Origin of the sequence: Duganella hordei, assembly GCF_040369125.1 — a bacterium.
Taxonomy (GTDB): Bacteria; Pseudomonadota; Gammaproteobacteria; order Burkholderiales; family Burkholderiaceae_D; genus Rugamonas; species Rugamonas hordei.
Map to the genome: position 1 here is coordinate 144,950 of NZ_BPWI01000010.1, position 24,974 is coordinate 169,923.

The 24,974-nt window shown below is 63.7% G+C and carries 27 protein-coding genes; 12 read left to right on the forward strand and 15 right to left on the reverse strand.

Translation table 11 applies throughout. The annotated features are described in order from the left end of the window. Positions 1-143: 143 nt before the first annotated feature. Genes ABWW33_RS22075 through ABWW33_RS22095 form a run of 5 tightly spaced genes read left to right on the forward strand, consistent with a single transcriptional unit; the run spans position 144 to position 6,630 of the window. Positions 144-3,185 (forward strand): type VI secretion system Vgr family protein, encoded by a 3,042-nt coding sequence (locus tag ABWW33_RS22075; protein ID WP_353403779.1) that lies wholly within the window; start codon positions 144-146, stop codon positions 3,183-3,185. Beyond that, positions 3,169-4,548 (forward strand): LysM peptidoglycan-binding domain-containing protein, encoded by a 1,380-nt coding sequence (locus ABWW33_RS22080; RefSeq protein WP_353403780.1) that lies wholly within the window; start codon positions 3,169-3,171, stop codon positions 4,546-4,548. Before ABWW33_RS22075 ends, ABWW33_RS22080 begins: the two co-directional genes overlap by 17 nt. Beyond that, positions 4,545-5,453: a hypothetical protein gene (locus ABWW33_RS22085; RefSeq protein WP_353403781.1), complete on the forward strand. Its 909-nt coding sequence runs from the start codon at positions 4,545-4,547 to the stop codon at positions 5,451-5,453. Before ABWW33_RS22080 ends, ABWW33_RS22085 begins: the two co-directional genes overlap by 4 nt. A 35-nt stretch (positions 5,454-5,488) precedes the next feature. Beyond that, on the forward strand, positions 5,489-5,989 hold the full coding sequence (locus ABWW33_RS22090) for a hypothetical protein (RefSeq protein ID WP_353403782.1): 501 nt from the start codon (positions 5,489-5,491) through the stop codon (positions 5,987-5,989). Positions 5,990-6,003: 14 nt separating this feature from the next. Beyond that, positions 6,004-6,630: a hypothetical protein gene (locus ABWW33_RS22095; protein ID WP_353403783.1), complete on the forward strand. Its 627-nt coding sequence runs from the start codon at positions 6,004-6,006 to the stop codon at positions 6,628-6,630. A gap of 7 nt (positions 6,631-6,637) precedes the next feature. Here the strand turns inward: ABWW33_RS22095 and ABWW33_RS22100 are convergent, their stop codons facing one another. Continuing rightward, the gene (locus tag ABWW33_RS22100; RefSeq protein ID WP_353403784.1) at positions 6,638-7,435 is read right to left on the reverse strand and encodes a class II glutamine amidotransferase; all 798 of its coding nucleotides are present in this window, start codon (positions 7,433-7,435) and stop codon (positions 6,638-6,640) included. 166 nt (positions 7,436-7,601) lie between these two features. Here ABWW33_RS22100 and ABWW33_RS22105 point away from each other — a divergent pair, with 166 nt between their 5' ends. After that, complete coding sequence (locus tag ABWW33_RS22105; RefSeq protein ID WP_353403785.1) at positions 7,602-8,432, forward strand: EAL domain-containing protein; 831 nt, start codon at positions 7,602-7,604, stop codon at positions 8,430-8,432. Between the two features lie 7 nt (positions 8,433-8,439). On the opposite strand, the gene ABWW33_RS22110 is transcribed toward ABWW33_RS22105, so the two are convergent. Then, a complete protein-coding gene (locus ABWW33_RS22110; protein WP_176651343.1) occupies positions 8,440-8,787 on the reverse strand; it encodes an energy transducer TonB in 348 nt (115 codons plus the stop codon). Between the two features lie 273 nt (positions 8,788-9,060). Between ABWW33_RS22110 and ABWW33_RS22115 the strand changes: the two genes are divergently transcribed. Continuing rightward, a complete protein-coding gene (locus ABWW33_RS22115) occupies positions 9,061-9,495 on the forward strand; it encodes a hypothetical protein (RefSeq protein ID WP_353403786.1) in 435 nt (144 codons plus the stop codon). A gap of 117 nt (positions 9,496-9,612) precedes the next feature. Further along, positions 9,613-10,341 carry a YcbK family protein gene (locus tag ABWW33_RS22120; protein WP_353403787.1) on the forward strand — a complete coding sequence of 243 codons (729 nt, stop codon included), beginning with the start codon at positions 9,613-9,615 and terminating at the stop codon, positions 10,339-10,341. Positions 10,342-10,344: 3 nt separating this feature from the next. Here the strand turns inward: ABWW33_RS22120 and ABWW33_RS22125 are convergent, their stop codons facing one another. Continuing rightward, on the reverse strand, positions 10,345-10,563 hold the full coding sequence (locus tag ABWW33_RS22125) for a DUF3460 family protein (protein ID WP_176651341.1): 219 nt from the start codon (positions 10,561-10,563) through the stop codon (positions 10,345-10,347). A 52-nt stretch (positions 10,564-10,615) separates the two neighbouring features. Between ABWW33_RS22125 and ABWW33_RS22130 the strand changes: the two genes are divergently transcribed. From ABWW33_RS22130 to ABWW33_RS22145, 4 genes are all read left to right on the forward strand, one after another. Next, a complete protein-coding gene (locus ABWW33_RS22130) occupies positions 10,616-11,050 on the forward strand; it encodes a hypothetical protein (RefSeq protein WP_353403788.1) in 435 nt (144 codons plus the stop codon). A gap of 22 nt (positions 11,051-11,072) precedes the next feature. After that, positions 11,073-11,876: a transporter substrate-binding domain-containing protein gene (locus ABWW33_RS22135; RefSeq protein WP_353403789.1), complete on the forward strand. Its 804-nt coding sequence runs from the start codon at positions 11,073-11,075 to the stop codon at positions 11,874-11,876. A gap of 2 nt (positions 11,877-11,878) precedes the next feature. Further along, complete coding sequence (locus tag ABWW33_RS22140) at positions 11,879-12,544, forward strand: amino acid ABC transporter permease (RefSeq protein WP_176651338.1); 666 nt, start codon at positions 11,879-11,881, stop codon at positions 12,542-12,544. A gap of 78 nt (positions 12,545-12,622) precedes the next feature. Then, positions 12,623-14,830: a putative bifunctional diguanylate cyclase/phosphodiesterase gene (locus ABWW33_RS22145; protein ID WP_176651337.1), complete on the forward strand. Its 2,208-nt coding sequence runs from the start codon at positions 12,623-12,625 to the stop codon at positions 14,828-14,830. 20 nt (positions 14,831-14,850) lie between these two features. Here ABWW33_RS22145 and ABWW33_RS22150 read toward each other — a convergent pair whose 3' ends face one another. The 12 genes from ABWW33_RS22150 to flgB form a co-directional block, all read right to left on the reverse strand. Next, positions 14,851-15,891, reverse strand: a complete 1,041-nt coding sequence (locus ABWW33_RS22150) for a hypothetical protein (protein WP_353403790.1) — start codon at positions 15,889-15,891, stop codon at positions 14,851-14,853. A 17-nt stretch (positions 15,892-15,908) separates the two neighbouring features. Next, a complete protein-coding gene (flgL, locus tag ABWW33_RS22155; RefSeq protein ID WP_176651335.1) occupies positions 15,909-16,820 on the reverse strand; it encodes a flagellar hook-associated protein FlgL in 912 nt (303 codons plus the stop codon). A gap of 11 nt (positions 16,821-16,831) precedes the next feature. Then, a complete protein-coding gene (flgK, locus tag ABWW33_RS22160; RefSeq protein ID WP_353403791.1) occupies positions 16,832-18,202 on the reverse strand; it encodes a flagellar hook-associated protein FlgK in 1,371 nt (456 codons plus the stop codon). A gap of 103 nt (positions 18,203-18,305) precedes the next feature. After that, positions 18,306-18,764 (reverse strand): rod-binding protein, encoded by a 459-nt coding sequence (locus ABWW33_RS22165; RefSeq protein WP_176651333.1) that lies wholly within the window; start codon positions 18,762-18,764, stop codon positions 18,306-18,308. Positions 18,765-18,773: 9 nt separating this feature from the next. Continuing rightward, positions 18,774-19,892: a flagellar basal body P-ring protein FlgI gene (locus ABWW33_RS22170; RefSeq protein ID WP_176651332.1), complete on the reverse strand. Its 1,119-nt coding sequence runs from the start codon at positions 19,890-19,892 to the stop codon at positions 18,774-18,776. 23 nt (positions 19,893-19,915) lie between these two features. Beyond that, a complete protein-coding gene (gene flgH, locus ABWW33_RS22175; RefSeq protein ID WP_176651331.1) occupies positions 19,916-20,584 on the reverse strand; it encodes a flagellar basal body L-ring protein FlgH in 669 nt (222 codons plus the stop codon). Continuing rightward, positions 20,584-21,375 carry a flagellar basal-body rod protein FlgG gene (gene flgG / locus ABWW33_RS22180; RefSeq protein ID WP_176651330.1) on the reverse strand — a complete coding sequence of 264 codons (792 nt, stop codon included), beginning with the start codon at positions 21,373-21,375 and terminating at the stop codon, positions 20,584-20,586. The genes flgH and flgG overlap by 1 nt, the downstream gene beginning before the upstream one ends. 33 nt (positions 21,376-21,408) lie before the next feature. After that, positions 21,409-22,134, reverse strand: a complete 726-nt coding sequence (locus tag ABWW33_RS22185) for a flagellar basal-body rod protein FlgF (protein WP_176651329.1) — start codon at positions 22,132-22,134, stop codon at positions 21,409-21,411. A 14-nt stretch (positions 22,135-22,148) separates the two neighbouring features. Continuing rightward, positions 22,149-23,429: a flagellar hook protein FlgE gene (locus ABWW33_RS22190; protein ID WP_353403792.1), complete on the reverse strand. Its 1,281-nt coding sequence runs from the start codon at positions 23,427-23,429 to the stop codon at positions 22,149-22,151. 14 nt (positions 23,430-23,443) lie between these two features. Beyond that, complete coding sequence (locus ABWW33_RS22195; RefSeq protein WP_176651327.1) at positions 23,444-24,130, reverse strand: flagellar hook capping FlgD N-terminal domain-containing protein; 687 nt, start codon at positions 24,128-24,130, stop codon at positions 23,444-23,446. 3 nt (positions 24,131-24,133) lie between these two features. Continuing rightward, positions 24,134-24,556, reverse strand: coding sequence for a flagellar basal body rod protein FlgC (gene flgC / locus ABWW33_RS22200; RefSeq protein ID WP_176651326.1), 423 nt, complete (start codon positions 24,554-24,556; stop codon positions 24,134-24,136). A gap of 21 nt (positions 24,557-24,577) precedes the next feature. After that, complete coding sequence (gene flgB / locus ABWW33_RS22205) at positions 24,578-24,940, reverse strand: flagellar basal body rod protein FlgB (protein ID WP_176651325.1); 363 nt, start codon at positions 24,938-24,940, stop codon at positions 24,578-24,580. Positions 24,941-24,974 lie beyond the last annotated feature (34 nt).

Sequence of the window (24,974 nt, forward strand, 5' to 3'; positions counted from 1 at the left end):
CCCTCTGTTTTCCCGAGGCCGCCGTCCTGGCGGCCGAGCCCGATTCAATTGAATCACTCTTGCTCTAAAAATAATTATCGGGTCTAATTCGCGTTGCAAAATACTAATTTTAGTGTTTCGACATCGCCACGCGAGTTACCTTCATGTCAGCCCTGTTCGACAGCTTTACCCAAGACAGCCGTTTGCTTCGGCTCAGCACGCCGCTTGGCCCGGACCGGCTGGCGGCCGAGTGCCTGCGCGCCGAGGAGGCCGTCGGCGAGTGCTATGTGCTGCAGCTGACCGCCGTGTCGGCCGATGCCGCGATCCCGCTGAAGTCGCTGATCGGCCAGCCGGTGCTTGTGGAATTGCTGACGGCTGGCCTGGACAGCTGGCGCCCGTTTCACGGCCACGTCACCGCCGCCGAATGCCTGGGGGCGGACGGCGGGCTGGCGCGCTACAGCCTGACCATCGGCCCCTGGTATGCCTTCACCGCCATCGGCCGCGACAGCCGCGTGTTCCAGGACAAGACCGTGCTGGAGATACTCGACGCGCTGTTCGGCGGCTGGCAGGGGCTGGGCAAGCTGGCGCCGGCGTGGCGCTTCGATGTGCTGGATCCGGCCGTTTATCCGCGCCGCTCGCTGACCTGCCAGTACCAGGAATCGAACCAGGCGTTTGCCGAGCGGCTGATGCTGGAAGAAGGCCTGTTCTATTACTTCGAACATCAGGGCGACGCAGGCAGCCCATCGCTGGGCAGCCATACGATGGTCATCGCCGATCACAACGGCAGCTTCCAGCCCAATGCGCAGCCGGCGATACGCTTTACGCAGCCGGGCGCGGTCATGCAGGAGGACAGCATGGACCGCTGGCGCACCGAACTGCGCTGGATACCCGACGCGCTGGAGATCGCCAGCTGGGACTACCGCAGCAACGGCACCCGCGCGGTCAGCGCGGCCAGTACCGGCGGCAATTCCGGCCTGGGCAGCCGCGACGCGCCCGGCGCCTACGCCTATGCGTCGCGCGAACAGGGACAGCGCATCGTCGACCAGCAATTGCAGGCGATGGAGGTGGGCCGCGAAGTGCATGTCGGCGCCGGCACCGTGCGCACGCTGGCGCCCGGCACCACCTTCACCTTGCAGGGACAGGCGGTGCTGGACCAGGCCGGCGACGACGGCGCGCGCACCTTCGCCGCGCTGCGGGTGGTGCACCTGGCCCACAACAACCTGAGCTCCGGCGTCAAACAGCAGGTCGTCTCCGCGCTGGGCACGAGCGCGCTCGAACAAGCCATCGCGGAGGACCAGGGCGCCAGCCTGCACGCGGTGGGCGACGCGATCGCCGAACGTCCGCTGTACCGCAACCGCGTCGAGGCGATCCGCAGCAGCGTGCCTTACCGCCGCAGCGAGGTCGACGGCCACGGCGTATTGCTGCATCCTAAGCCGACCGTCAGCGGCCAGCAGACCGCCATCGTCGTCGGGCCGGCGGGAGCGGTGGTGCATACCGACCGCGACCATCGTATCAAGGTGCAGTTCCACTGGCAGCGTGGCGAGCAGAGCCACAGCCGCCTGAATCATCCGGAATCCGGCAGCCACACCGGCGCGCCCGGCGACGACGGCGCCGGCACCTGGGTCCGCATCGCGACGCCGCTGGCGCCGGTGGCGGGCGCCAACTGGGGCTCGGTGGCGGTGCCGCGCGTGGGCACCGAAGTGCTGATCGACTTCATCGACGGCAATATCGACCGGCCGGTGGTTGTCGCCAGCGTCTACAACGGCAAGGGGCAGGGCGACGCCCAGCACAACCAGCTGTCGCAAGGCGCCGGCGCGGCGACCGGCAACGCGCCGGCCTGGTTCCCGGGCGAGGCCGGCGCGCATGCGCATGCGGCGGTGCTGTCGGGGATCAAGTCGCAAGTGATGGCGGCCAGCCAGAGCGGCAGCGGCGGCTACAGCCAGATGGTGTTCGACGACAGTCCCGGCGAAGCGCGCATGGCGCTGCAGCGGCACGCCGGCCCGCATACGGGCACGGACGAACTGAACCTCGGCCATCTGCGGCACCAGACCGACAACCAGCGCTTGGCTACCGCCGGCTTTGGCGCCGAGCTGAAGACTGAACATGCGGCCGCGCTGCGTGCCGGCCGCGGCATGCTGCTGTCGGCCGATGCGCGCAATGGCGGCGCCGGCGGCCATCTGGACTCGCGCGAAGCCGAGGCGCAGATCGGGCAGGCCAGCCAGTTGCAAACCACTCTGGCGGACCTGGCGCAAAAGCAGAACGCCGGCCTGAAGGACGGCAGCGGCGCGGCCGAACCGGCGCCTGACAAGCTGCCTGCGCTGGCGGACATGGCGCTCAGCGCCGAGGTCGTCGGCGCCACGCAGCAGGTTGCCGGCTCGGGCGCCTCCACCGGAGGAGCCGGCCAGGCCAGCGCGTACAGCGCCGCTCATCTGCAATTGTCTACGCCGTCCGGCATCGCCGCGGTCACGCCGGCCAGCGCCGTCGTCGCGGCCGGCGCCAGCACCAGCCTGACCGGCGGGCAGGACATCAATTTCGCCAGCCAGGGCAACAGTCTGCACACGGTGCGCAACGGCATCAGCCTGTTCAGCTACGGCAAGGCGACGGGCGCGGCCAAGCCGAACCAGGAAACCGGCATCAGGCTGCACGCGGCCAGCGGCAAGGTCAGCGCGCAAAGCCAGGCGGGCCCTACAACGCTGACCGCCGACAAGGCCATCACCGTGGCCAGCGTGAGCAAGAGCGTCAGCGTGGCGGCCAAGGAGCACGTGATGCTGACCGCGCAGGGCGCTTATCTGAAGCTCGAAGGCGGCAACATCATGATCCACGGCCCAGGCACGATGGCGTTCAAGGCCAGCATGAAGGAGTTGACTGGGCCTATGCAAAGCAGTATGGCCTTGCCTGCGCTGCCGAAGAGTCAGACGTTAATTGATCAAACCGCGGTGCCGGTCTACAGCCAGCAGATTAATGCCAGCGCGCTGCTTGGTCGCTGGCCCGGCCTGGCGGGATTACCTTATCAAGTTTGGCAGAAGAATAATTCGGTGCAGATCGCCTCTGGTCAGCTGGATCCGCAGGGCATGTCGACGCGCTGGTTCACGCAGCAGGCGGAAGATCTGCATGTCATAGTTGGTGACGCCAGCTGGCAGGTAGTCGCACCGGAGGACTCATCCTTGCCGACGCCCAAAGGAGATGGTTATGACTTCGGTGAATGAAGTGGAGGTGCAGCCGCACGACAGTTTATGGCGTATCGCCCGCAGTCATCATACAACCGTCAAGGAAATACTGGCGCTGAATCCGCAAATCAAAAGCCCGGATACACTGGCGGTCGGCGATCGCATCAAGGTGCCGGGCGATACGATGGACTTTACGCTGCGACTGGTTAACATGGTCGATCGTCCTCCTGTAGGGGTGAAGTATCAGATCCAGCACGATAAAAAAATATTAGCCGCAGGCAAAGTCACTGAACGCGATAACGAGGTCAGTTTTCCTGTGCGTGTAGGCGCCAAGTTGGAATTGCTTGCGCAGCGCATAGGTGACAACGTGTTGCAGGCGGCTGGGCATATTGTGGTGGACAGCAAGAGACCGCTTATGCTGCTACGGTTGAACAGCGCCAAGCTGCCCAGCGGGACGGATCTTCATCCAAAATCGCCTCCGCCTGGCGCTAAGCCGCCGGAGAAGAAAGCGCCACCGCCGGCTTCAGGCAAAAAGAACGATCAAGGTGTCGATCATTCCAAGAGTAAGAACGACGCGGCCCAGCCCGAACATATTCTGTTGCCGGGAGATTGCGCCTGCGGCAAGGATCTGACGATAGATCAGTTGGTGGCGGTTTTCTCTAGTCGTAAAAAAGACGCTCTGGAGAAATTCCTTTCGCCATTGAATACCATGTTCAAGGCGTATGCCATTGATTCCTGCCTGCGCAAGAGTCATGCTCTCGCGCAGATAGGTCATGAGTCGGGAAGCTTGCGTTATACGGCGGAGGTATTGGCCAAAGGCGTCAAGGAAGCCGACGTCTACGATGGCTACAAGGGGCGGGGACTGATACAGTTGACTTACAAGAAGAACTATCAAAAATACGGTGACTACGTCGGCAAGAATTATCTGGATGAGAACAAGTCAAAACTGGAAGAAGTTGATCCCGCAACCGATTCGGCTGGCTGGTACTGGAATAATGGCACGGCGAGTGACCTGAATCCGTATGCGGACAAAAACGACCTGCTGTACATCTCATCGGCGATCAACGGCGCGTTCAATGGCTTCGATGACAGACTGGCGGTTTTCAAGCGGGCGCATAAGGCGTTGCTGGCCCCGTCGTGCAAGGTTGAGGCAAACCGTTCCACAGATTATCTGGCATTCGACAAGAGTGCGATTTACGATAAGCGGGATGTGGCCTTCGCTTGGGGATTGTGGTCGGATGATAAATCCTCGAAGGAGGGACTGACCAAGAATGCTGATCATGCTAAGGCCGGCTACAAAAGGTTCCTGGAATTGAATGAAACCACGCCGATTAAAAAGCCGCGATTTGGATTTAAGAAAAAAGAAGACATGATTAAATTAGCAACGGAACGAAGCAAATGAAAAAACTGAGTGTGATAATCGCCGGTGCAGCGCTGGGTCTGATGCAGGCGGCGTACGCCGCTCCCGATGTGGCAGCGTTCATGAAACAGAGGAGCTGGGATGCCTACGATAGCAGGAACAAGGCGATCATGCCGCTGGATGACGTCGCCGTCGTCACGTATTTTGCCAAGGGGGCAAATGCACCGAGCTGCGGCCTCTTACAGGCCCAAGAGCCGAAATTTATCGAAATACTTAGCGCAGAGGAAGGTGATCAGTATCCGCAATGTACCGGCGTCAATGATGCGGCAGCGTTTGAGCTCGGCGGAAAAAAATATCTGGTGCTAACCTACACAGACCGGGAAACGCGTGAAGATAGCTATCAGAAGTTTTTCTTTGCTTACCAGAACAGCAGCGGAGCGTACGTGGCTGACGAGAAGCTGAATGATGCAACGGCTCCGGCCGAGGCATCGCACAGGAAGGCCGCGCCGGTACGCAAGGCTGCGGAGGGAATCAAACTCGCCAAAGCGGCGTACTTCAAAGCAGGCGTGCCTGCCGCCGAGTTGCTGGAGCGGGATTTGATCGCTGATGAGACAAGTGCATTTGCGGTATTCAAGGTAAAGAACGCGCCTGTCTGTACTTTTGCGCTGGATGCCGGCCAAGGCATAAAGACTTATGACAGTAATCAATTTGCTGCCAACGCTGGTTGCAAAGCCTTTTTGGCCTCAGGCCGACAGCAGAAAAACGACGTGATTTACTATATCGGCATTTTTGATAGCATGGCAGCTGGGCGTAAGCTTGCCTTGTTTTCGATTCCGAAGGGACACTTCGAGATCAAGGCTGAAACCGAACTGGCCGCCGCCATCACGCAGGCCGGTAGTGCCGCAGATATTAAGTCGGTGAAAAAATACCTGTCCGAGAAAAAATGAGGAGCATCTTAAGGAGTTTTGCGGTCGTCATTGCAATGACCGGCACTGCATCCGCCGCCGCACTCATTCCGGTGCCGGCTGGCGCCCAGCTCAAACTGGCCGAGGGCGCCACCGATTTGAAGACGGGCGACATGACCCTGCGCATCATCAAGGCGCATGTCGGCAGCCCTGACGCGAGTGCGTTCGATACCTTTACCGTGTATGTGTTACCGCGCAAGGCCGGCGAACCGTGGCTGCAGGCCACCGTGCCCGGGCAAAAAGGCCTGGGCTACAACCTGCGCAGCTATGAAACGGCGGACGCTAACATCCAGTCGATCGCGTTCTACCAGCAGGGCGGCCAGCTGTACGCGGTGCAGGCGGCGCGCGCCAGCGGCGGCGTGGACACCAATATGGCCAAGGCCCGCGTCGACATCAAGGTCTTCAAATTCAACCGCGACTGGGACGTGCCAAAGTTCGACAACGAAGGCGCGATGAGCACCAAGGGCAGCTATCACAACGCCGTCGACGCTTTGCTTGGTGAATTTTTCGGTCATTGACCGTAAGCAGAGCTATGTCCGAGCGCTATATTTTGAATAAAACGTTCCCCTTTCTTTGTCTTTCCTGCCTCTTGGGCTGCAGCGAGGCCGACAGTACCGCGGTCGTGGGCCTGTGGGAGAATCAGCCCGTTGTCACTGCGCAAATGAAGGTGTTGGCACGTCCCAATTATGTGTTCACGAACCGCCCTCTGACGGAGGCGACGGTATTTACCGGGCTGCAGAACGACAGCGCCGAGCTGATCGTGGTTTGCTGCATCAAGGTGAGCAAGCCGACTGCGGTTGATATGAAAGTCGTGCTGCAAAAATACGCCAGCGATACGAGGTTTGTTCAATATATGAAAAACATCAAAGGTCTGCCGTATGTCTACGAGGCCGAACCCGTGGATGGCAAGCGATGGACCAGTATGATGAAAACGGTGATGGAGACGGCCGAGGACAAGAACGTCCCGGCACCGTACTCCGTGCCGGTGATTGCGGCCACGTTCGACAAGAAAGAAACATTGCCGCTAGCCTTCCAGATCAATGGCCAGAAAGCCCGCCTGACCTCGAAGGAGATGCCGAATGGGGATGCAGTACGCTACCAGTTTACGTTGAACGGTAAAGTCATCACCTTCTCGGAACCTTCCGACCCGCACGACTGAGCACTGTCTAGTAGCAAACCTCCAGTTGCCAGTCAGCCCGCCGCGCCGGTGCGGCGCCGACTTCTTCGCCGCCGACAAACAGCTTCAGCTCGCCCGGTGCGAGCCTGGTCCACGCTTCGTTGGAGGTCAGCGGCTGCGTGGCGATGACGGCGATGCGGTCGTCCAGATGATTGTGCTTGCTGAAGTCGATGTTCAGGTCGCAATCGACCAGCTGCGCCACTGAAAACGGATACTCCCTCACCACGTAATGCAGGTCGGTGCTGCAATGGGCGAACAGCAGCTCGCCGTTCGACAGGATGAAATTGAAGGTGCCGTGCGCGGCGATTTCACCGGCTAGCGTCTCCAGCGCGGCATACAGGACATGGCGCGGCGGCTGCGCGTCAAAGCGCAGCGCCAGGCCGGACAGCAGATGGCAGAAGGCGCGCTCGCTGTCGGTGTCGCCCCATGGCGAGTACAGGCTGGGATTCGGATCGAACAGTTTCAGGTCGCCGTTGTGGGCGAAGGACCAGGTCTGGCCCCACAGCTCGCGCGTGAACGGGTGGCTGTTCTCCAGCGAGATGCGGCCCTGCGTGGCCTTGCGGATATGGGCGACGACGTTCCTGGCCTTGATCGGATTGTTCCTGATCTGCTCGGCCAGCGGCGAATCGATCGAGGCCAGCGAATCGGTGTACAGGCGGCAGCCGCCGGCGGTGTGCAGCGCGATGCCCCAGCCGTCGCGGTGCTCGTTGCCGCGCAGCGCGAAGCCGGCGAAGGAGAAATCCACGGCGGCGGGTTTGCTGCTGCTCATGGCGAGTAATTGGCACATGGTATGGAAGCGCTTAGTGTCGCGGTAGTGTCGATGTCCCACGATAACGGCCGCGCCAGGCGGACGGAACGAATGTTTTGGCATATCCATAGCTGAAAGCATTCGTTCAGCTTTTGCGCGCGCGGGCCTACGCTGTCGGTATTGCTTGCAACAACCGAGGAGCTTCATGACTTTCCCCATCCTGCAAAAATACCTGGAGCGCTTATCCGAAGCGCGCGGCGCGACCGGCGCCGCTTCCAGCATCTGGCTCGATCACGAGGGCAAGGCGCAGGGACGTTTTTTCAATTGCACCATGAGCAGCGCGTTCCAGCCTATCCGGCAACTGGACAACGGTGCGGTGCAGGCGTACGAAGGCCTGGCGCGCAGCGTGTCGGCGCAGGACCAGGGCCTGTCGCTGTGGAAGCTGCTGGACCACGCTGCCAGCGACGACGAATCGATCGAGCTCGACCGGCTGTGCCGCATGCTGCATGCGATTAATTTCTTCCGCCAGGCGGGCGAGGGGAGCGAGGATTTGTTCCTGAACGTGCACGACCGCCTGCTGAGCGCGGTCAGCAGCAATCACGGCCATGCGTTCCGCCGCATCCTCGACGCGCTGGAACTGCCGTTGGAACGGGTAGTGCTGCAACTGCCGGCGGCTTCGCCGCAGCAAGGCTGGCTGCTGAATTATGTGTCCGATAACTACCGCCGCAACGGCTTCCGTTTCGCCGTCAACGTGCAAGGGGCGCGCGAAGCCCTGCATCTGCTGGAGCGCTTGCGTCCGGACGTGTTCAAGCTCGATGTGCGCGACCTGCAGGATGGGCGCGATGTGCTGGACTTGTTGAAACGCAGCGCGGAGGCTGGCGTCAAGGTGGTGTTCAAACGGCTGGAAACGCCGCAGGCGCTGACGGTGCTGCGTCAATTGGGCGAATCGGCCGGCGTGCCGCTGCTGGCGCAGGGCTATCTGCTGGACGAACCGCATGCGCAGCTGCTGGCACCGGAGCGCCAGGCAGCCGCGTAATTCCACATCAGTTCAGGACCCATTTGTATTGCACGACAGCCCAGACGGCGGCGTTAGCGCTATCTTTGGACGCTGGCTCGAACTTGCAGGTGGTGCCGGCGCGCAGCGATGCCTTGTCCAGCGCGCGGTAGCCGCTCGACTCGACGACCTTGGCTTCTTGTACCGATCCATCGGCGCCGACCAGCACGGCCAGGCGGACGACGCCTTGCAGGTCGTCGTCTTGCCATGCGGCGCGATAGGATGGGGTGGAGCAGTCGGCCGATTCCAGGCGGGCGGTCGATTCGGCGGCGTTGGCGGCAAAGGCCGACAGCAACAGGGTGGAAGCAATGGCGGCGGTGCGGATTTTGGCAAACATGGTGGACTCCAGTAAGTTAAGTTCAAAAATATTGCTGGTACGTATTAAATATACTGCGTCGCAGCATATATTGAAAATTTATTGTTGGAATGATGGTCATGGTTTAAACGTATAACTTGCAAACGTTTTCAAATCCGATACGGTTATTTTGCATCGCATCAAAATTTGCATCATTTTTATTTTGGATGCGGCGGGCCAGCCGATAGACAGATTGCATTTGTACTTCGTGGCGGGGCTGCTTAAATGGAAGCTCCAGTCCAAGGGAGGTGCATCATGAAAATTGTGAACTTAGCCGTCGTGCTGGGCGTGCTGGCCTGGTCGCCGCCGACGCAGGCGCAGCAAACCGAACAGGAAACGGTGGTGCCGATCAAGGCCAGCGAAGGGCGGATCGAACTGCCTGTGAACTACCGCAAGATGTGGCCCGACAATTACCAGGATATCAAGGGCGGCTACACGCTCTCCAACGGCATGACGCTGTCGATCGTCAGCCGCGGCACCGGCATGTACGCCTACGTGGACGACGACCAGCCGCACAAGATCGTCGCCACCGGAAGCAATACCTACGTCGCGCTGGACCGGCAGCTGAAAGTGGAGCTGGTGCGCGAGGGGGACGAGGCATCGGGCTGGGTCACCATGGTGGTGCCGCCGCGAACGCTGGCCAGCGGCGAGGTGGTGCCGGAAAAACTGCTGGTTTTCGCCCTGCGCTGATCGAAACCGGGGCTTTGCCGTTTTTCTTTTTCCCTCTGCATACGCTATAGTATCCATATCGTTTTTCACGGGTAGTCTATGGCATCGCGCAGAGAGTTTTTACAGCAGGGTTTGGGTGTGACGGCGGCAAGTTTCCTGGCGGTGCCGCTGATAGGATGCGCGTCCGGCAGCAGCGTGCGGCATGCGGCGACCAGCGCAGCCGCCAAGCCGGCCGGACATGCACCGGTAGCGGCGCCGCCGCCCGCTGTGGCGCAGGCCAGGCCGGCCGCCGGCATGGGCCGCGCGTCGGCGCAGTCGGCGCCCAGCGGCAGCGGCGAGATGGAACCGCCGCCGGATATTTTCGACGCCCAGGCGCTGGACCTGGAGTTCTGGCTCAAGCCGCGCACCATCGACGTGATCCGCCCGGCCAGCGGCGAGCGCGCCAAGCTGCTGTACTGGCGGGACGGCGAGATCATCGAATCGGCCTACCAGGACTTGTGCCACTTGCTGCGCGACGTCAACGGCAAGGAAACCGCGCGCATCGATCCCAAGCTGTTTGAAACGTTGTGGGGCACGCAGGCTTTTGTGGCGCGCTACGGCATCGACACGCCTTTGGAGATCCTGTCGGGCTACCGCACGGCGGCCTCCAACCAGAAGCTGCGCGAAGCGGGCGTGCCGGCGGCGCGCCAGTCGCTGCATATCGAAGGGCGCGCGGCCGACATCCGCCTGGCCAACCTGAACGCCGAGGTGCTGGGCGGCCTGGTCAAGAGTTTCCGCCAGGGCGGGGTCGGCTTCTACTACCGCGCCGGCCCGCGCGGCGGCTGGATCCATGCGGATACCGGCCTCAAGCGCACTTGGAAGGGCTGAACCCTACTCGTAGAAATATGAGTGATAGACGGTCGGCTTCAAGTTGGCCTGGGCCTCGCGGTCTATGCTTTTCGGATCGACCGGCCGTTCCCACCAGATGCGCCAGCCCAGGGTCTGGTCTTGCTGGACTTCGGGATGCTGGTGCAGATAGCCGTCCATGAAGCGGGTGAATTCCGAGACGTATTCGCGGCGTCCGGGGCCGTACGGGTACTTATATTTCATGACTTTCCTCCCATCGAGTAAACTGGCGGCTTGGCAAGCGAACAGGAATGGTATGCAAGACGACAATGAGCAACTGCGTGAGCAACTGCGCGATCCCCCCCGTTTCCGGCCGGTGCCGTGGAGCGGGCTGGAAACGCCGGCCGACGTGGAGCTGTGGATAGCCGAGCACAACCTCAGCCTGCAGGAGCACATCGGCAAGAACGAGACCGGCTACGGGGTCTGCTTCACCTTGGCCGAAGGCGGCGAGATCTACATGCAGACCACGCAGGACGGCGCCCTGATATTGGATGTTACGCCGGAGGCGGAATGGGTGGCGCCCCTGATCATGGCGGCCGCGCGCGTGGACGAGGCGCCGGCCGGCAGGCTGTGGGTACTGCCGGACGATAAACTGATACAGTTGATGATAGGACTGAGCGGCCTGATCGCCAGTTCCATCCTGGTCGCGGGCCATAATTTCGGCCTGCGTCGACGCATGGGCGCCTGGTAGCGCCTGACAATAAAGGAATTCCATGCAAAAACGCGATTTCACTTTCAAGCTGGCGCAGGGTGCCCTGCTGACCTTGGCCTTGTCCCTTGCGGCGCTGCCTGCTTCCGCCGCCGACCTGCTGGCCACCGTCAAGGCGCGCGGCACGCTCAAGGTGGCGATGGAGGGCACTTATCCGCCGTTCAATTACAAGGACCAGAAAACCGGCGAACTGGCCGGCTACGACGTCGACGTGGCGCGCCTGCTGGGTGCGAAGCTGGGCCTGAAAGTGGAGTTCGTCAGCAGCGAGTGGGCCAGCATCCTGGCCGGGCTGTCGGCCAATAAATACGACGTGATCATTTCGCAGGTCGGCATCAATCCCAAGCGCGAGCAAGCGTTCGACTTCTCGGTGCCGTATATCTACTCGATGCCGCAGCTGATCGTGCGCAAGGACGAGAAGGCCGCCTACAAGACGCTGGCCGACCTGAAGGGCAAGAAGCTGGGCGTGGGGCAGGGCAGCGTGTATGAACAGCAAGCCAAGGCGGTGCCGGGCATCGATGTGCGCAGCTACGCGGCGGCGCCGGACACCATGTCCGACCTGGCCAGCGGCCGCCTGGACGCGGCGCTCAACGACAGCCTGATGTCGGCATATTTACTGAAGATCTCCAGGCTGCCGATCAGGGCCGGCGCGCAGGTGGGCGCGGTCGAGCGCATGGGCATTCCGTTCCAGAAGGGCAATCCGCAATTCAAGGAGGCGCTGAACAAGGCGCTGGCCGACATTTCCGCCGACGGCAGCCTGAAGGCGGTCTCGCTGAAGTGGTTCGGCATCGACGTCAGCAAGGCGCCGTAAGCATGGATGTGCGGGATTTGATGGAGTTGCTGCGCGAAGCGGCGCCGGTCATGCTGCGCGGCGCCGGCTATACGGTGATCTTCGCGCTGGCCTCGATGCTGGGCGGGCTGCTGATCGGCTTCCCGGTGGCGGTGATGCGCATCCTGCCGTACCGCTTGCTGCGCTGGCCGGCCAGCGTGTATGTCAGCCTGATGCGCGGCACGCCGCTGCTGGTGCAGATGTTCGTCATCTATTACGGCCTGCCCAGCGTCGGCGTCGAATTCACGCCGGTGACGGCGGGCATCCTGGCGCTGAGCCTGAATGCCGGCGCGTTCTTGTCGGAAAGCCTGCGCGGCGCCATCGGCGCGGTCAGCAAGGGGCAGTGGGCCGCCAGCTACAGCCTGGGCCTGGGCTACTGGTCGACGCTGTACTTCGTCGTGCTGCCGCAGGCGCTGCGCATCGCGGTGCCGGCCATGAGCAACACGCTGATCAGCCTGATCAAGGACACCTCGCTGGTGTCGGTCATCACGATGACGGAACTGATGCTGTCGACCAAGGAAGTGATCGCCACCACGTTCCGGCCGTTGCCGCTGTACGTGGCCGCCGCGCTGATCTACTGGGTGCTCAGCCTGCTGTTTGAAGCGCTGCAACGGCGCGCGGAACAACGCCTGAACCGCGCGCACCGCTGACGCAGCCGATCCTGGCGCTGCTTTGCTCGACAGCGTAGCGCTTAGATGCTAGTCTGGACCCCTACGCAAAGGGGCGCCATGGAGAAGCTGACACCACTATCCACGAGCGAATCGCACGGTCGGCGGCAGCCGGTTTCCGAGGCCCGGCTCGGCATGCTCAACGACATGGCTATCATGGGCGAAGCCGCCGCGGTGGCCGCCTATGCGGAGTCGGCTGCGGCCGATCCCGCCGTCGAGCAAGAGTGCTTCAACGATATCTACCTGCTGGCGCCGGTCGGCTATTTCGTGCTCGGCTTCGACACCACCATCCTGCAGATGAACGTGGTCGGCGCCGATGTGCTGGGCCTGCCGCGCAGCAATCCTGACCGCGTGCCGTTCCGCGAGTTCATCGCCACGCGTTTCCACCAGGATTTCGACGAGTTCCTGCGGCGCGCGCTCAACAGCAAACTGCCCGAACATTGCGACCTGCAAATGGTGCGCGCGCGCAACCAGCAGGGCTTTCCGGTCACGCTGCGCGCCAGCGCCGACAGCAGCGGCCAGGCGATCCGCGTGGTGCTGGAGCTGGCCGAAGGCAAGCTGGCCGCGCTGGAGCGCAGCGAGGAGCGCTTCCGCCGCATCGTCCACAGCGCCGAGGAGGGCATCTGGGAAATCGACGGCGCCGCCCGCACCAGCTTTGTCAACCCGAAGATGGCGCAGATGCTGGGCTACGCCATCGAAGATATGCTGGAGCAGCCGCTGGTGGCCTTCATGGACGACGAGGGCCGGGCCCTGCTCGAGCGCAACATCGCGCGGCGCCAGCTCGGCGTTTCCGAACGCCACGAATTCAAGTTCCTGCGCAAGGACGGCAGCGAGCTGTGGGCCACGCTGGCCACCAATCCCATCTTCGACGCCGACGGCACCTACCTGGGCGCGCTGGCGCTGGTGACCGATATCACGGCGGATCGCGCCTCGAGCGAGCTGGTCTGGCAACGGGCCAATTTCGATACGCTGACGACGCTGCCCAACCGCCACATGTTTCTCGACCGGCTGGCGCAGGAGGTCAAGAAGGCGCGCCGCGACGGGCTGCAGCTGGCGCTGCTGTTTGTCGACCTGGATGGCTTCAAGCAGGTCAACGACACGCTGGGCCACGACCAGGGCGACGTGCTGCTGGTGGAGGCGGCGCGGCGCATCGGCGCCAGCGTGCGCACCTCGGACACGGTGGCGCGGCTGGGCGGCGACGAGTTCACGGTGATCCTGCCCGGCCTCGACCGCATGGCCGGCATCGACCGCATCGCCGAGGCCATGCTGGCGCTGCTGAACCGGCCGTTCAAGCTGGGCGCGGCCAGTCCGTCGATCTCGGCCAGCATAGGCATCGCGCTGTTCCCGGACGACGCGGATGCACCGGAAGAGTTGCTGCGCCAGGCCGACCAGGCCATGTACGCGGCCAAGCAGGCCGGCCGCAACCGCTACAGCTACTTCACCGAGGATTTGCAGCTGGCGGCCCACGCGCGCCAGCAACTGGCGCTGGACTTGCGCTCGGCGCTGTCCTCGCAGCAGTTCGAGCTGCATTACCAGCCCATCCTCAACCTGCTGGACGGCCGCGTCGAGCGCGCCGAGGCGCTGCTGCGCTGGCGCCATCCGCAGCGCGGCCTGCTGGCGCCGGCCGAGTTCCTGCCGGCCGCCGAATCGAGCGGCATGATGATGGAGATCGGCGACTGGGTATTCCGCCAGGCCGCGCAACAGGCGCGCCGCTGGCAGGACGAGCTGGGCGCCGGCTTCCAGATCAGCATCAACCAGTCGCCGGCGCAGTTCCGCGGCGACGCCGCGCTGTATGCGGCCTGGCTGGCCTACGCGACCGGGCTGGGACTGGCGCCGCGCAGCATCGTCATCGAGATCGCCGAAGGCGTGCTGATGGACAGCACGCCGCAAGTGGCGGAACGCCTGGCGGCGCTGCGCGAGATGGGCTTGCAGGTGGCGCTGGATAATTTCGGCACCGGCTACGCCTCGCTGTCGCACCTGAAGCGGGTCGGCATCGACCTGCTCAAGCTGGACCAGAGCTTCATCGCGCACGTGGCCAGCGACAGCGGCGACCTGGCGATGTGCGAGGCGCTGATCGTGATGGCGCACAAGCTGGGGCTGAAGGTGGTGGCGGAGGGCGTCGAGACGTCGGCGCAGAGCGCCTTGCTGGCGCTGGCCGGCTGCGATTATGCGCAGGGCTATCTGTATTCGGGAGCGTTGCCGGCGGCGCAGTTCGGCGAGCTGGCGCGGCAGGCGCTGGCCAATCCGCCCAAGCCCGGCCTGAGGTGATGTCTTGAGGTGATGCCGGCTTAGCGCAAGCTCAGCAGTGAAATCACGCGCTCGCGGCTGATGCCCGCCAGCGCCGACGTGATCGACAGCAGCGACTGGTAGCCGGGCTGTTTGGCGGTCGAGACGAAATTCTGCGCCACCTGGTCCATGCCGGCGGTGCTGTCGTTCGGCGCCGCGCTCTGCACCCGTTCGCTGACCTGGTTGAGCGCCGTGTGCACCGAGGCGATCGCCTGCTCCACCTGGGCCAGCGCCTGCACCACCTGCTGCAGCGTGGTGCGGATGGAATCGACGTCCGAGGTCTGCCAGCTGTCCGGATCGACCGCCGGCGCTTCGGCCTCGGCCTTGACGCGGTTCATCTGGCCGGTGGGGAAGCGGGTGCCGCCGCCCTGCACGGCGATGGTGTCGCGCACATTGCCCCAGGACGATTCCGGCGTGCTGAATTCCAGCTGGCCGTCGTCGTTGAGGTCTGCGCGCACGCCGGTCGGCGCCAGCGCGTCGTCGAAGCGCTGGGCGATTTCTTGGTCGCTCAGGCCCGGCTCCAGCACCACCGAACGCAGGTTTTGGCCGCCGCCGATGGAGATCGCCAGCACTTCGCGGCCGCCGTTGCGCAGGTTGGCCAGCGACATGCCGCGCACGGTAAAGCGGGTGGTCGTGCTCTTGTTGCTGAATTTGAGGCGGGCATCGAGCGTGCCGCCGGACGCCTGGCTGCGGTTGCGCCAGGTATTGCTGAACTGGCGCACGCGCGCGTCCAGCGTGCCGTCGCTGCGCTGGCGGTTGGCCAGGCGGGCGCTGAGGTCGGCCTTCAGGTTGCGCAGCTGGGCCGCGCTTTGTTCAAGGAAGTCCAGCGCCTGCTGGGCGCCGGAAATGTCGCCCTGCAGCGGCTGGTCCCAATTGTTCAGCCCGCGCCGCAGCGGCGCCGCCGAGGTCGGCGTTGGCGTGACCGGCAAGGCCGTGGCCGCGTTCTCGCCATTCAGCCCCAGCGCGGTGCCGTCCACCGCGCTGGCATTGCTGGCGCTGCCAGGAACAATGACAGTGGGAGTGGAATTGGGCGAGATTTGCATGACAGTTCAGTCTTTATTTACAGAATATTGAACAGCGACAGGTTGCTGATCTTGGAATACGCCTTGTACGACGATTGCAGGGCCAGATTGTAACCGTTCAGCTGGGTCGCGGCGTCGCCGTAGTCGAGTTGCCCCAGGTCCAGCAACGCGTTCTGGTTCGACAGGCTGACGTTGGCGTGGTTGCCGTCGAGCGTGCTCATGATGTTTTGCGCGCCGCCCAAGTCGGCGATCTTGCCCGACACCTGGTCCAGCGCCGCCTCGGCGCCGTCCATATTGGCCTTCAACGCGGCTTGCAGCGACGGCGTGCTGGGCGACACGCCGGGCGCGCTCAGTTCGGCGACGGTGGTGTCCATCTGGTTCAGCAGCGCTTCCAGGCCGGACAGGTTGACGTTGGCCGTCTGCGAGATGCCGTTGCCGACCACCACTTTTTGCTGGTTGGTGTTGCCGGTGAAAGTGTAGCGCGAACCGACCGGCTGCGTCGCATCGTAGGTGATGGAGGGCGTGTTGGTCAGCGTGCCGGAGAACACATAGCGGCCTTCCTGGTCCTTTTCATTGGCGCTGTAGAAAATACTGTCGCGCAGCGAGGACATGGTGTTGACCATGGAGCCGAGGTCGGCGTCGGAGTTGCCGCCGTCCGAGGCCCAGACCAGCTGGTCGTGGCTTTCGGTGATGTCGTTGGTGATACTGGAGAGGAAGGTCTCGTTCTTGTCCAGGCGGATCTTGACCGCCGCGATATTGTCGCGGTACTGGCCGACGATGGCTTCCTCGCGCGTCAGGCGCGACAGGCGCACGTTGGTGACCGGGTCGTCCGACGGCAGCTGGATCTTGTTGCCGGACGCCATTTGTGCGGTGATCTGGGCCAGATGGCTCTGGTTATCCTGCAGGCCGCGGTTCATGGTGGCCTGGAACTGACTGGTGGCGATGCGCATACAGGCTCTCCTTAACCGAACATTTGCAAGGTGGCGTCAAACAAGGTGTTGGCGACGGCGATCACCTTCATGTTGGCCTGGTACATATTCTGGAATTCCACCAGGTTGATCGCCTCCTCGTCGGTGTTGACGGCGCTGGTCGATTTCCAGTCGTCTTCCGATTGCTGGCGGATGGTGGTGGCGGTGTTCAACAGCGCCTGGTTCTGCTGGCTGTCGATGCCCAGCTTGCCGACGATCTGGGTGTCGGCGTCGCCCAGCAGCACGCTGCCCAGCGTGGTCAGCGTGATCGGCTGGCCCTTGATGTCGACCAGTTTTTGCAGGTTGCCACTGTCGCCGGGCGTGCCGTCGCTGGAGAACGCCAGATCGGCGGTGGTGTAGCCGGCGGTCACCTGCAGCAGGCCGGTGGCGCTGGTCGGATTGAACGTCAGCAGCGGACCGCCGGCGGTGCCGGCATTGTTGAAGCCGGCCGCCAGCTGGGTGTTGACCTTGTTCGACATCTGCTCGGCGATCTCGGAGATCGACTTCTGCAGCGGTTTCAGCGTGTTTTCCTGGTAGTCGGCCAGGCCGCCCAGTTGGCCGCCGACCTTGGTGTCGTCCAGGCGGAAGGTGGTGTTGGCGAACTTCAGCGTCAGCTGCTGAATGCCGGAGGTGGTGTCGAACCCCATCGTCGCCGACAGGTTGCTGACCACCAGCGGCTGGCCGCTCTTCATCGAGACGCTGGCGGTGCCGTCCGGATTGTTGATCACTTCCACCGCCACCTGCGAAGCGACGCTGTCGATCAGTTGCTCGCGCTTGTCGATCAGCGCCGAGGTGTTGGTGCCGTTGGCGCCGGTGGCGATGATCTGCTGGTTGAGCGCGGCGATGCCGGCGATCGATTCGTTCAGGCCGGGCAGGATGGCCGAGCGCTGCTGCTGGACCGAAATCAGCTGGTTGGCGGTGACGTTGTAAATGCTGTTGAACTGCTGCGACATCGAGTCGGCGGCGGTGATCACCTGCTGGCGCAGCGGGGTCGAGGTCGGGTCGACGCCGGCGGCGTTGAGCGCCTTGAAGAAATTGTCGATACCATAACTCAGGCTGGATTTGTCATCGCTCATGACTTTTTCCATCTGGGTCAGGTAGGGCTGCACCTGAGTGCGCGATCCCAGGTCGGAATTGGCGCGCCACAGTTGCTGGGTCTTGTAAGAATCGCTGAAACGCAGCAGCGAGCCGACCGCCACGCCATTGCCGGGGCTCATGGCGGAGCCATCGCCGGCGTTGGTCTGCAGCAGCACGCCCTGACGGGTGTAGCCTTTGGTCTGCGAGTTGGCGATGTTCTGGCTGACCGTGTTCAGGGCAGCCTGGGCGGCCAGGGCGCCGGACAGTGCGTTGTAAGAGATGCTCATATTGCAAGGGTCTTTCCTGGTGAAGGCCGCAGGAGCAGTAGCTTGCAGTGATCAAGTGACTTCCACCGCCTCCACTGCTCCATTACTCGTAAAGGGCGACCGCTTACCGCGCAGGATTAAGCGTGGCGCCAATTTTTTGCGATTCAGCAACATTCGCCGCGCTGTCGCGGCCCGGCAGCGCGGTGTTCAGCGGCTGCGGCGTGCTGGCCGGCGGCAACAGCTGGCGCAGGATGGCGTCGGCCACGCCGAAGGCGCGCTGGCCGGCCAGCTGGTCGGCCACCAGGTTGTCGGCCATGTCCAGCATATCCTCGTTGATCTTGTCCTTGAACACGCTGTCCTCGGCGGCCAGCTCGCGGGTGCCGGAGCGCATCTGGTGCAGCATGTGGCCGATGAAGAAGCTCTCGAACTTGATCGCCGCCTGGGTGGCCTTGGCGCGGTAGGCCGGGTCGACGCTGTCGTCGCTGCCGGCGGCGGCCACCGGCGCGACGTGGGTTTCATTCAGCTGGTCGGCCACGCCTACGCGCATGGTGCTGGCATCGAATTGGGAGGGTACCAGGCTCATAGGGATTCCTTAAATGACGACCAGTTCGCCTTCGATGGCGCCGGCCTGGTCGAGCGCCTGCAGGATCGCCATGATGTCGTCCGGCGAGGCGCCGAGGCTGTTGATGACGTCGATAATCGATTGCAGCTTGGCGCCGGCCGGCCACTTGAACATCTGGCCCGAGCCCTGGTCGACGCTGACCTGCGATTGCGGCGTGGCCACGGTGTTGCCCTGGGCGAAGGCGTTCGGCTGGCTGACCTTGGTCGATTCCGAGATCACCACCTTCAGCGAGCCATGGGTGACGGCGGCGGCGCGCACGCGCAGGCCGTCGGCGATGACCACGGTGCCGGTGCGCGAATTGAACACCACCTTCGGCGAATCGTCGCCGACCTCGATCGACAACGCCTCCAGCTTGGCCATGAAGGCCACGCGCTGGGTCGGGTTGGCCGGGGCCACCACGTCGATGCTGGTGGCGTCGCTGGTGCTGGCGATGTCGCCGAAGCGCTTGTTGATGGTGTCGACGATGTTGATGGCGGTCTGGAAATGCGGATGGCGCAGCGACAGGCGCACCGTCGGCTTGGTCGAGAAATCGGTGCCGATTTCGCGCTCGATCGCGGCGCCGCTCGGAATGCGGCCGGAGGTCGGGGTGTTGACGGTGACCGAGGAGCCGCTCTTGCCCGAAGCGCTGAAGCCGCCGACGACGACATTGCCCTGGGCCAGCGCGTAGACTTCATTGTCGGCCGCGCGCAGCGGGGTCAGCAGCAGGGCGCCGCCGCGCAGGCTCTTGGCGTCGCCCATCGACGACACCACGACGTCGATGTTCTGGCCCTTGCGGTAGCCGGGCGGGAACACCGCCGACACCATGACGGTGGCGACGTTCTTGGATTTGGCGTCGGTGCCGTCCGGCACCTTGACGCCGAACTGCTTGAGCATATTGATCACCGACTGGCTGGCGAACTTGACCTGGGTCGAGTCGCCGCTGCCGTTGAGGCCGACCACCAGGCCGTAGCCGACCAGCGGGTTGTCGCGCATGCCTTCGACGGCGACCAGGTTGCGCAGCACCTGCGCGGCCCGGGCCGGCACGGCCGCGAAGCCGAGGCAGAGGGCGAGTGGCAGGGCAAGGGCGCGGGACAGCTTGCGGAAATTCATGAGTTCACCCAATCAAAGACTGCTTAAAACGGATTCCACGGGCCATTGAAAAAGCGCGACAGCCAGCCCGCCGACTGCGTGTCGGCCAGGGTGCCCTGCGCCGAGTAGGCGATGCTGGCGTTGGCGATGCGCAGCGACGACACCTGGTTGTCGGCGTCGATGTCGGCCGGGCGCAGGAAGCCGCGCAGGCGGACGAATTCCTCGCCCTGGTTCAGGGTCAGCGTTTTTTCGCCGGACACGCGCAGCAGCCCGTTCGGCAGCACTTCCTGCACGATGACGGTGATGGCGCCGGTTAATGTGTTCTGCTGGGTGCTGGTGGCGTCGCCGGCGAAGGAATTGGACGCGCCCAGGCCGAGGCCGCCCTTGGGGAAGGTCTTGCCCAGGATATTGGGGGCGTTGATGGTGTCGGCCGAATTCTTGGAATAGCTGGTGCCGGCCTTCTTGCTGGCCTGCGTGGTTTCCTGCAAGGTCACGGTGACCACGTCGCCGACGCGGAAGGCGCGGCTGTCCGAGGTCAGCGACAGGCCCAGATCGGTGCTGAAGACGCCGCCGGAAGTACCCTTGGCGCCGATGCTGCGCGACACGGCCGGCGGCTCGGCCGACGGACCGGGCCGCACCGGCGGCGGCGCCAGGCTGGCACAGCCGGCCAGCAGCAAGGCCAGGACGGCCGAGGCGGGCAGTGCGGGTTTCATCAGCGGGCGGCCTGCGACAGGTATTGCAGCATATTGTCGGCGGCCGACAGCACCTTGGTGTTCATTTCGTAGGTGCGCTGGGCGGCGATCATGTCGACCATTTCCTCGACCACCTGGACGTTGGAGCCTTCCAGCGCGCCTTGCTTGAGCTTGCCCCACTGGGCGTCGCCCGGCTTGCCTTCGGTCGGCGTGCCGCTCGACGGCGTTTCGGCGAACAGGTTCTCGCCCAGGGCCAGCAGGCCGGTCGGGTTGATGAAGCTGGTCAGGGTCAGCTGGCCCAGCTGGCTGGCGGTGGTGTTGCCGGCCAAGGTGGCCGAGACGGTGCCGTCTTCGCCGATGGTCAGCGAGGTGGCGTTGGTCGGCACGGTGATCTGCGGGATCAGCGGCAGGCCGTGGGCGTTGACCAGGATGCCGTTGGCATCGACCTGCAGCTGGCCGGCGCGGGTGTAGGCGGTTTCGCCGTTGGGCTGGCGCACCGACAGGAAGCCGTTACCCATGATGGCGACGTCGAGCGAGTTGCCGGTCGTTTGCAGGCTGCCAGTGGTGAACACCTTTTGCGTGCCGACCATGTGCACGCCGTTACCCAGCTGCACGCCGGACGGCGCCAGCGTGTTGTTGTCGGCGCGCTGCGTGCCCGGCTGCTGTTCCACCGAGTAGAACAGGTCTTCGAACACCACGCGGTCGCGCTTGAAGCCGACGGTGTTGGCGTTGGCCAGGTTGTTGGCGATGGCTTGCAGTTTTTCGTCCTGCGCCTGCACGCCGGTCTTGCTGATCCACATTGCTGGATTCATAGTATCTCTCCTTGAGGTGTAACGTGGACCGGCTTAGCCGCCGATCAGGCGATTTCCGGTTTCGGCCATCGAATCGCTGGCCTTGAACAATTTCATCTGGATTTCAAACGTGCGGTTCAAACTCATGGTGGCGACCATTTCCTCCACCGCCGACACGTTGCTGCCTTCCAGGTGGCCGGGCTTGACCAGCACGGTGGCGTCGGTGGCCAGCGGCTGGCCGCTGCGCGCCACCAGCAGGCCCGCCTCGTTCTTGGTCAGCTCCGACGCCTCGGCCTTGACCAGCTTGAGCTTGTCGATGGTCTGCATGGTGGTCGTGCCGGGGCTCTGGATCGACACCGTGCCGTCGGTGCCGATGGCGATCTTGGTGTACTCGGGCAGGGTGATCGGGCCGCCTTCGCCCAGCACCACGTTGCTGCCGATGCGCAGCGTGCCGGTCTGGTCCAAGGTCATCGCGCCGGCGCGGGTGTAGGCCTCGCCGGTCGGTCCCTGCACGGCCAGGAAGCCGTCGCCGGAAATGGCGACGTCGAGGTCGCGCCCGGTGGCCTTGACCGTGCCCTGGCGGGTCGATACCGAGTTGGCCTGCAGCTGCGACATATGGCGGTCGTCGTAACCGTAGCCGTTGACGGTTTGCGCCGCCGACAGCTCCATATTGGCGCGGAAGCCGCCGGTGTCCATGTTCGCCAGGTTGTTGGCGTGTACCTGCTGGCCACGCAGGGCCCGTTCGGCCCCGCTCATGGCGGTGTAGATCAGCGCATCCATGGGTCAGTGCGTCCTTAGATGGCTTGCATCAGCGATTGCATCATGGTGCTCTCGGTCTGGATGACCTTGGAGTTGGCCTGGTAGTTGCGCTGCGACGTCATCAGGCCGACCAGTTCGGACGTGATGTCGACGTTCGACTGCTCCAGCGAGCTGGTGTTCAGCGTGCCGGTCATGCCGACGCCGGCGAAGTTGACCAGCGGCGTGCCCGAGCCCAGCGACTGCGCCCAGCTGGTGTTGTCGATCGACGTCAGCGCGCCTTCGTCGGGGAAGGTGGCGAGCATCAGCTTGCCGACCGCCTGCTTCTGGCCGTTGCTGTACTTGGCGATCACCGAGCCGTCGGTCGCCAGATCGACGCCGGCGAAGGTGCCCGAGGCATAGCCATTGGCGTTGTTAGTCGAGGTGGTCGCCTCGCCGGCGAAGTAGGTGGTGCCGGTGTAGTTGATGTTGATGGTGTCGGCCATCTTGGCGCCACTCTTGAACCCCGGCCACAGCGTCGGATCGGTGGTGGTGTCGAGACTGGTAAGGTCGAGCTGCACCGTGCCATTGATGGTTGGATCGTTGGGGTCGGGCGTGAGCAACTGGCCGCTGCTGGTACCGCTGGTGCTGAATGTCAGCGGAGCGCCGGTGGCCACGCCATTGCCGTCGAGGACGTAGTTGACCGACACGCTACCGGACGCGGTGGCGCCGAAGTACTGAGTCAGTGTGTGCTGGCCGCCCAGCGTATCGTAGACCACTGTGGCCTTGGACATGCTGAATGTCGATGGGTCGGGCGGGGTGGTCGGGGTGATCGAGGCGAGGGCGGGGAAGGCGGTGACCGGCCAGTCGGCCGACAGATTGCCGATGTAGTTGACCTTGTCGCTGACCACGGCCGGGATCTGGCCGGTCGGAATGGCGATGTCGCCCTGGGCGCCCGGCTGGGTGCTAGGCGGCGTGATGACCGCACCTTGCACGCGGCGGCCCGAGGCGTCGACCAGGAAGCCGTCCTTGGAGGTGTCGAAAATACCCACGCGGGTATAGTTGATGTTGTTGCTGCCGTCCTTGACCATGAAGAAGCCGGCGCCGTTGATGGCCGCGTCCAGCGAGCGGCCGGTGTTCAGCAGGCCGCCCGACAGGCCGATGTTCTGCGTGTGCGAACCGATGTTGACGCCGGTCGGCTGGTCGCCCGCCACCAGCGACGAGAAGTTCGCGCGCGACGATTTGTAGCCGTAGGTGCCGGCGTTGGCTATGTTGTTGCTGGTGACGTCCAGCGCTTCGTTGATGGCCTGGATGCCAGACAATGCGATATCGAAACTCATGATGGATACCTTCCTTAGAGACTAGATTGGGTGGCAGAAGCGGTGGATTTACCGTTGAAAGCAGTGATGGCGGTCGGCGCGACTTCGCCGACGTTGCCGACGTTGAGCACGACGCTGCCGGCGGACGACAGGCGCACGCTGTTCAGGCGGCCCATCACGTCGACCGGCGGCACTTCCTTGGTGCTGGTTTGTACCGTCATCGTGTAGGTGCCGGCCGGCAGGCCCAGCGCGGTCGGGTCGATGGCGAACGGCACGGTGCCGGCCGCCTGCACGCCGAGGCTGACGTTGTGCTTGGTGCCGTCGGTGCCGGTCAGCACCAGCGTGGTGGTGGTGCTGGTGGCGGCCAAGGTCATCTGGCCGCTGACCTTGGTGTGGCCGTCCAGCGTGACCGAACCCGATTCGGCCATGACGTCGGAGCCGACCTGCGCGCCCAGCGCCAGCACCTGCATGCTCTGCAGCACGCTGTTGTTCGCGCTGGTCAGCGTCGACATGTTCTGCAGCGACTCGGTCTGCGACAGCTGGGTCAGCTGCTGCACGAACTGGGACGGATCGGTCGGCGACAGCGGATCCTGGTTCTTGATCTGCGCCACCAGCAGCTTGGTGAACATGTCCGAGGTCTGGCTGGCGGTGTTGCCGGTGATGTTGCTGCCGGTCGTGCCCGTGTTGTTGCCGCTGTTGTTGTTGAGGAGGCTGACTGTCATGGCTTAACCTTCACCGAGTTTTAAGAGGGACTGCTGCATCGTGCGGATGCGGCCGAGGACTTCGACATTGGTTTCAAACGCGCGCGAGGCCGACATCATGTCGGTCATCTCGGCCACCTGGTTGACGTTGGGATAGAACACCATGCCGTCGGCGTTGGCCATCGGGTGGCCCGGCTCGTACACCTTGCGCAGCGGCTCGCTCGATTCGACCACGTCCAGCACCTGCACCTTGCCGCCGGCGGCGCCCATGCCGTCGATGCTGTCGGCCATCACGGCGGAGAACACCGGCTTGCGCGCGCGGTAGGTGTCGGCCTCGTTGCCGGCCACGGAATCGGCGTTGGCCAGGTTGCTGGCGATGGTGTTGAGACGCACGGACTGCGCCGCCATGGCCGATCCGGCGATCTCGGAAATATTCTTGAACGACATGTCAGCGCTCCTTATTGACCGTTATTGTCCATTGATGGCTTTGGCCAGGCCCTTGAGGCTCATATTGATGAAGGTCAGGCTGGTCTGGAAATCGGAAGCGTTCTGCGAGAACGCCGCCTGTTCGACGCCGATCTCGACGGTGTTGCCGTCGCGGGTGGGGTGGAAGGGCACGCGGTACATCATCGCGCTGTCCTCGTCGCCGCCGATATCGCCGTTGGCCTCGGATTGGGTGTTGGCCAGCGTGGCCGCGAAGTCCATGTCGCGCGCCTGGAAGCCCGGGGTGTTTTCGTTGGCGATGTTGGCGGCCAGGATGCGCGTGCGCTCGGCGCGCAAATGCAGCGCGTCGGCATGCATGCCTACCGCATCTTTGAAGTTAATGCCCATGTTCTTCCCCTGAGGTGACAAACCGTATTGCATG

Excerpts from the sequence above, each read along its gene's own strand:
- ABWW33_RS22080 (WP_353403780.1), top strand. The coding sequence starts at position 3,169 with ATGACTTCGGTGAATGAAGTGGAGGTGCAGCCGCACGACAGTTTATGG.
- ABWW33_RS22105 (WP_353403785.1), top strand. The coding sequence starts at position 7,602 with ATGACTTTCCCCATCCTGCAAAAATACCTGGAGCGCTTATCCGAAGCG.
- ABWW33_RS22090 (WP_353403782.1), top strand. The coding sequence starts at position 5,489 with ATGACCGGCACTGCATCCGCCGCCGCACTCATTCCGGTGCCGGCTGGC.
- ABWW33_RS22115 (WP_353403786.1), top strand. The coding sequence starts at position 9,061 with ATGAAAATTGTGAACTTAGCCGTCGTGCTGGGCGTGCTGGCCTGGTCG.
- ABWW33_RS22130 (WP_353403788.1), top strand. The coding sequence starts at position 10,616 with ATGCAAGACGACAATGAGCAACTGCGTGAGCAACTGCGCGATCCCCCC.
- ABWW33_RS22095 (WP_353403783.1), top strand. The coding sequence starts at position 6,004 with ATGTCCGAGCGCTATATTTTGAATAAAACGTTCCCCTTTCTTTGTCTT.
- ABWW33_RS22075 (WP_353403779.1), top strand. The coding sequence starts at position 144 with ATGTCAGCCCTGTTCGACAGCTTTACCCAAGACAGCCGTTTGCTTCGG.
- flgC (WP_176651326.1), bottom strand. The coding sequence starts at position 24,556 with ATGTCGTTCAAGAATATTTCCGAGATCGCCGGATCGGCCATGGCGGCG.
- ABWW33_RS22100 (WP_353403784.1), bottom strand. The coding sequence starts at position 7,435 with ATGTGCCAATTACTCGCCATGAGCAGCAGCAAACCCGCCGCCGTGGAT.
- ABWW33_RS22150 (WP_353403790.1), bottom strand. The coding sequence starts at position 15,891 with ATGCAAATCTCGCCCAATTCCACTCCCACTGTCATTGTTCCTGGCAGC.
- ABWW33_RS22140 (WP_176651338.1), top strand. The coding sequence starts at position 11,879 with ATGGATGTGCGGGATTTGATGGAGTTGCTGCGCGAAGCGGCGCCGGTC.
- ABWW33_RS22135 (WP_353403789.1), top strand. The coding sequence starts at position 11,073 with ATGCAAAAACGCGATTTCACTTTCAAGCTGGCGCAGGGTGCCCTGCTG.
- ABWW33_RS22085 (WP_353403781.1), top strand. The coding sequence starts at position 4,545 with ATGAAAAAACTGAGTGTGATAATCGCCGGTGCAGCGCTGGGTCTGATG.
- flgL (WP_176651335.1), bottom strand. The coding sequence starts at position 16,820 with ATGCGCATCGCCACCAGTCAGTTCCAGGCCACCATGAACCGCGGCCTG.
- flgB (WP_176651325.1), bottom strand. The coding sequence starts at position 24,940 with ATGGGCATTAACTTCAAAGATGCGGTAGGCATGCATGCCGACGCGCTG.
- ABWW33_RS22145 (WP_176651337.1), top strand. The coding sequence starts at position 12,623 with ATGGAGAAGCTGACACCACTATCCACGAGCGAATCGCACGGTCGGCGG.
- flgK (WP_353403791.1), bottom strand. The coding sequence starts at position 18,202 with ATGAGCATCTCTTACAACGCACTGTCCGGCGCCCTGGCCGCCCAGGCT.
- flgH (WP_176651331.1), bottom strand. The coding sequence starts at position 20,584 with ATGAAACCCGCACTGCCCGCCTCGGCCGTCCTGGCCTTGCTGCTGGCC.
- ABWW33_RS22110 (WP_176651343.1), bottom strand. The coding sequence starts at position 8,787 with ATGTTTGCCAAAATCCGCACCGCCGCCATTGCTTCCACCCTGTTGCTG.
- ABWW33_RS22170 (WP_176651332.1), bottom strand. The coding sequence starts at position 19,892 with ATGAATTTCCGCAAGCTGTCCCGCGCCCTTGCCCTGCCACTCGCCCTC.
- ABWW33_RS22165 (WP_176651333.1), bottom strand. The coding sequence starts at position 18,764 with ATGAGCCTGGTACCCTCCCAATTCGATGCCAGCACCATGCGCGTAGGC.
- ABWW33_RS22190 (WP_353403792.1), bottom strand. The coding sequence starts at position 23,429 with ATGAGTTTCGATATCGCATTGTCTGGCATCCAGGCCATCAACGAAGCG.
- ABWW33_RS22185 (WP_176651329.1), bottom strand. The coding sequence starts at position 22,134 with ATGGATGCGCTGATCTACACCGCCATGAGCGGGGCCGAACGGGCCCTG.
- ABWW33_RS22125 (WP_176651341.1), bottom strand. The coding sequence starts at position 10,563 with ATGAAATATAAGTACCCGTACGGCCCCGGACGCCGCGAATACGTCTCG.
- flgG (WP_176651330.1), bottom strand. The coding sequence starts at position 21,375 with ATGAATCCAGCAATGTGGATCAGCAAGACCGGCGTGCAGGCGCAGGAC.
- ABWW33_RS22195 (WP_176651327.1), bottom strand. The coding sequence starts at position 24,130 with ATGACAGTCAGCCTCCTCAACAACAACAGCGGCAACAACACGGGCACG.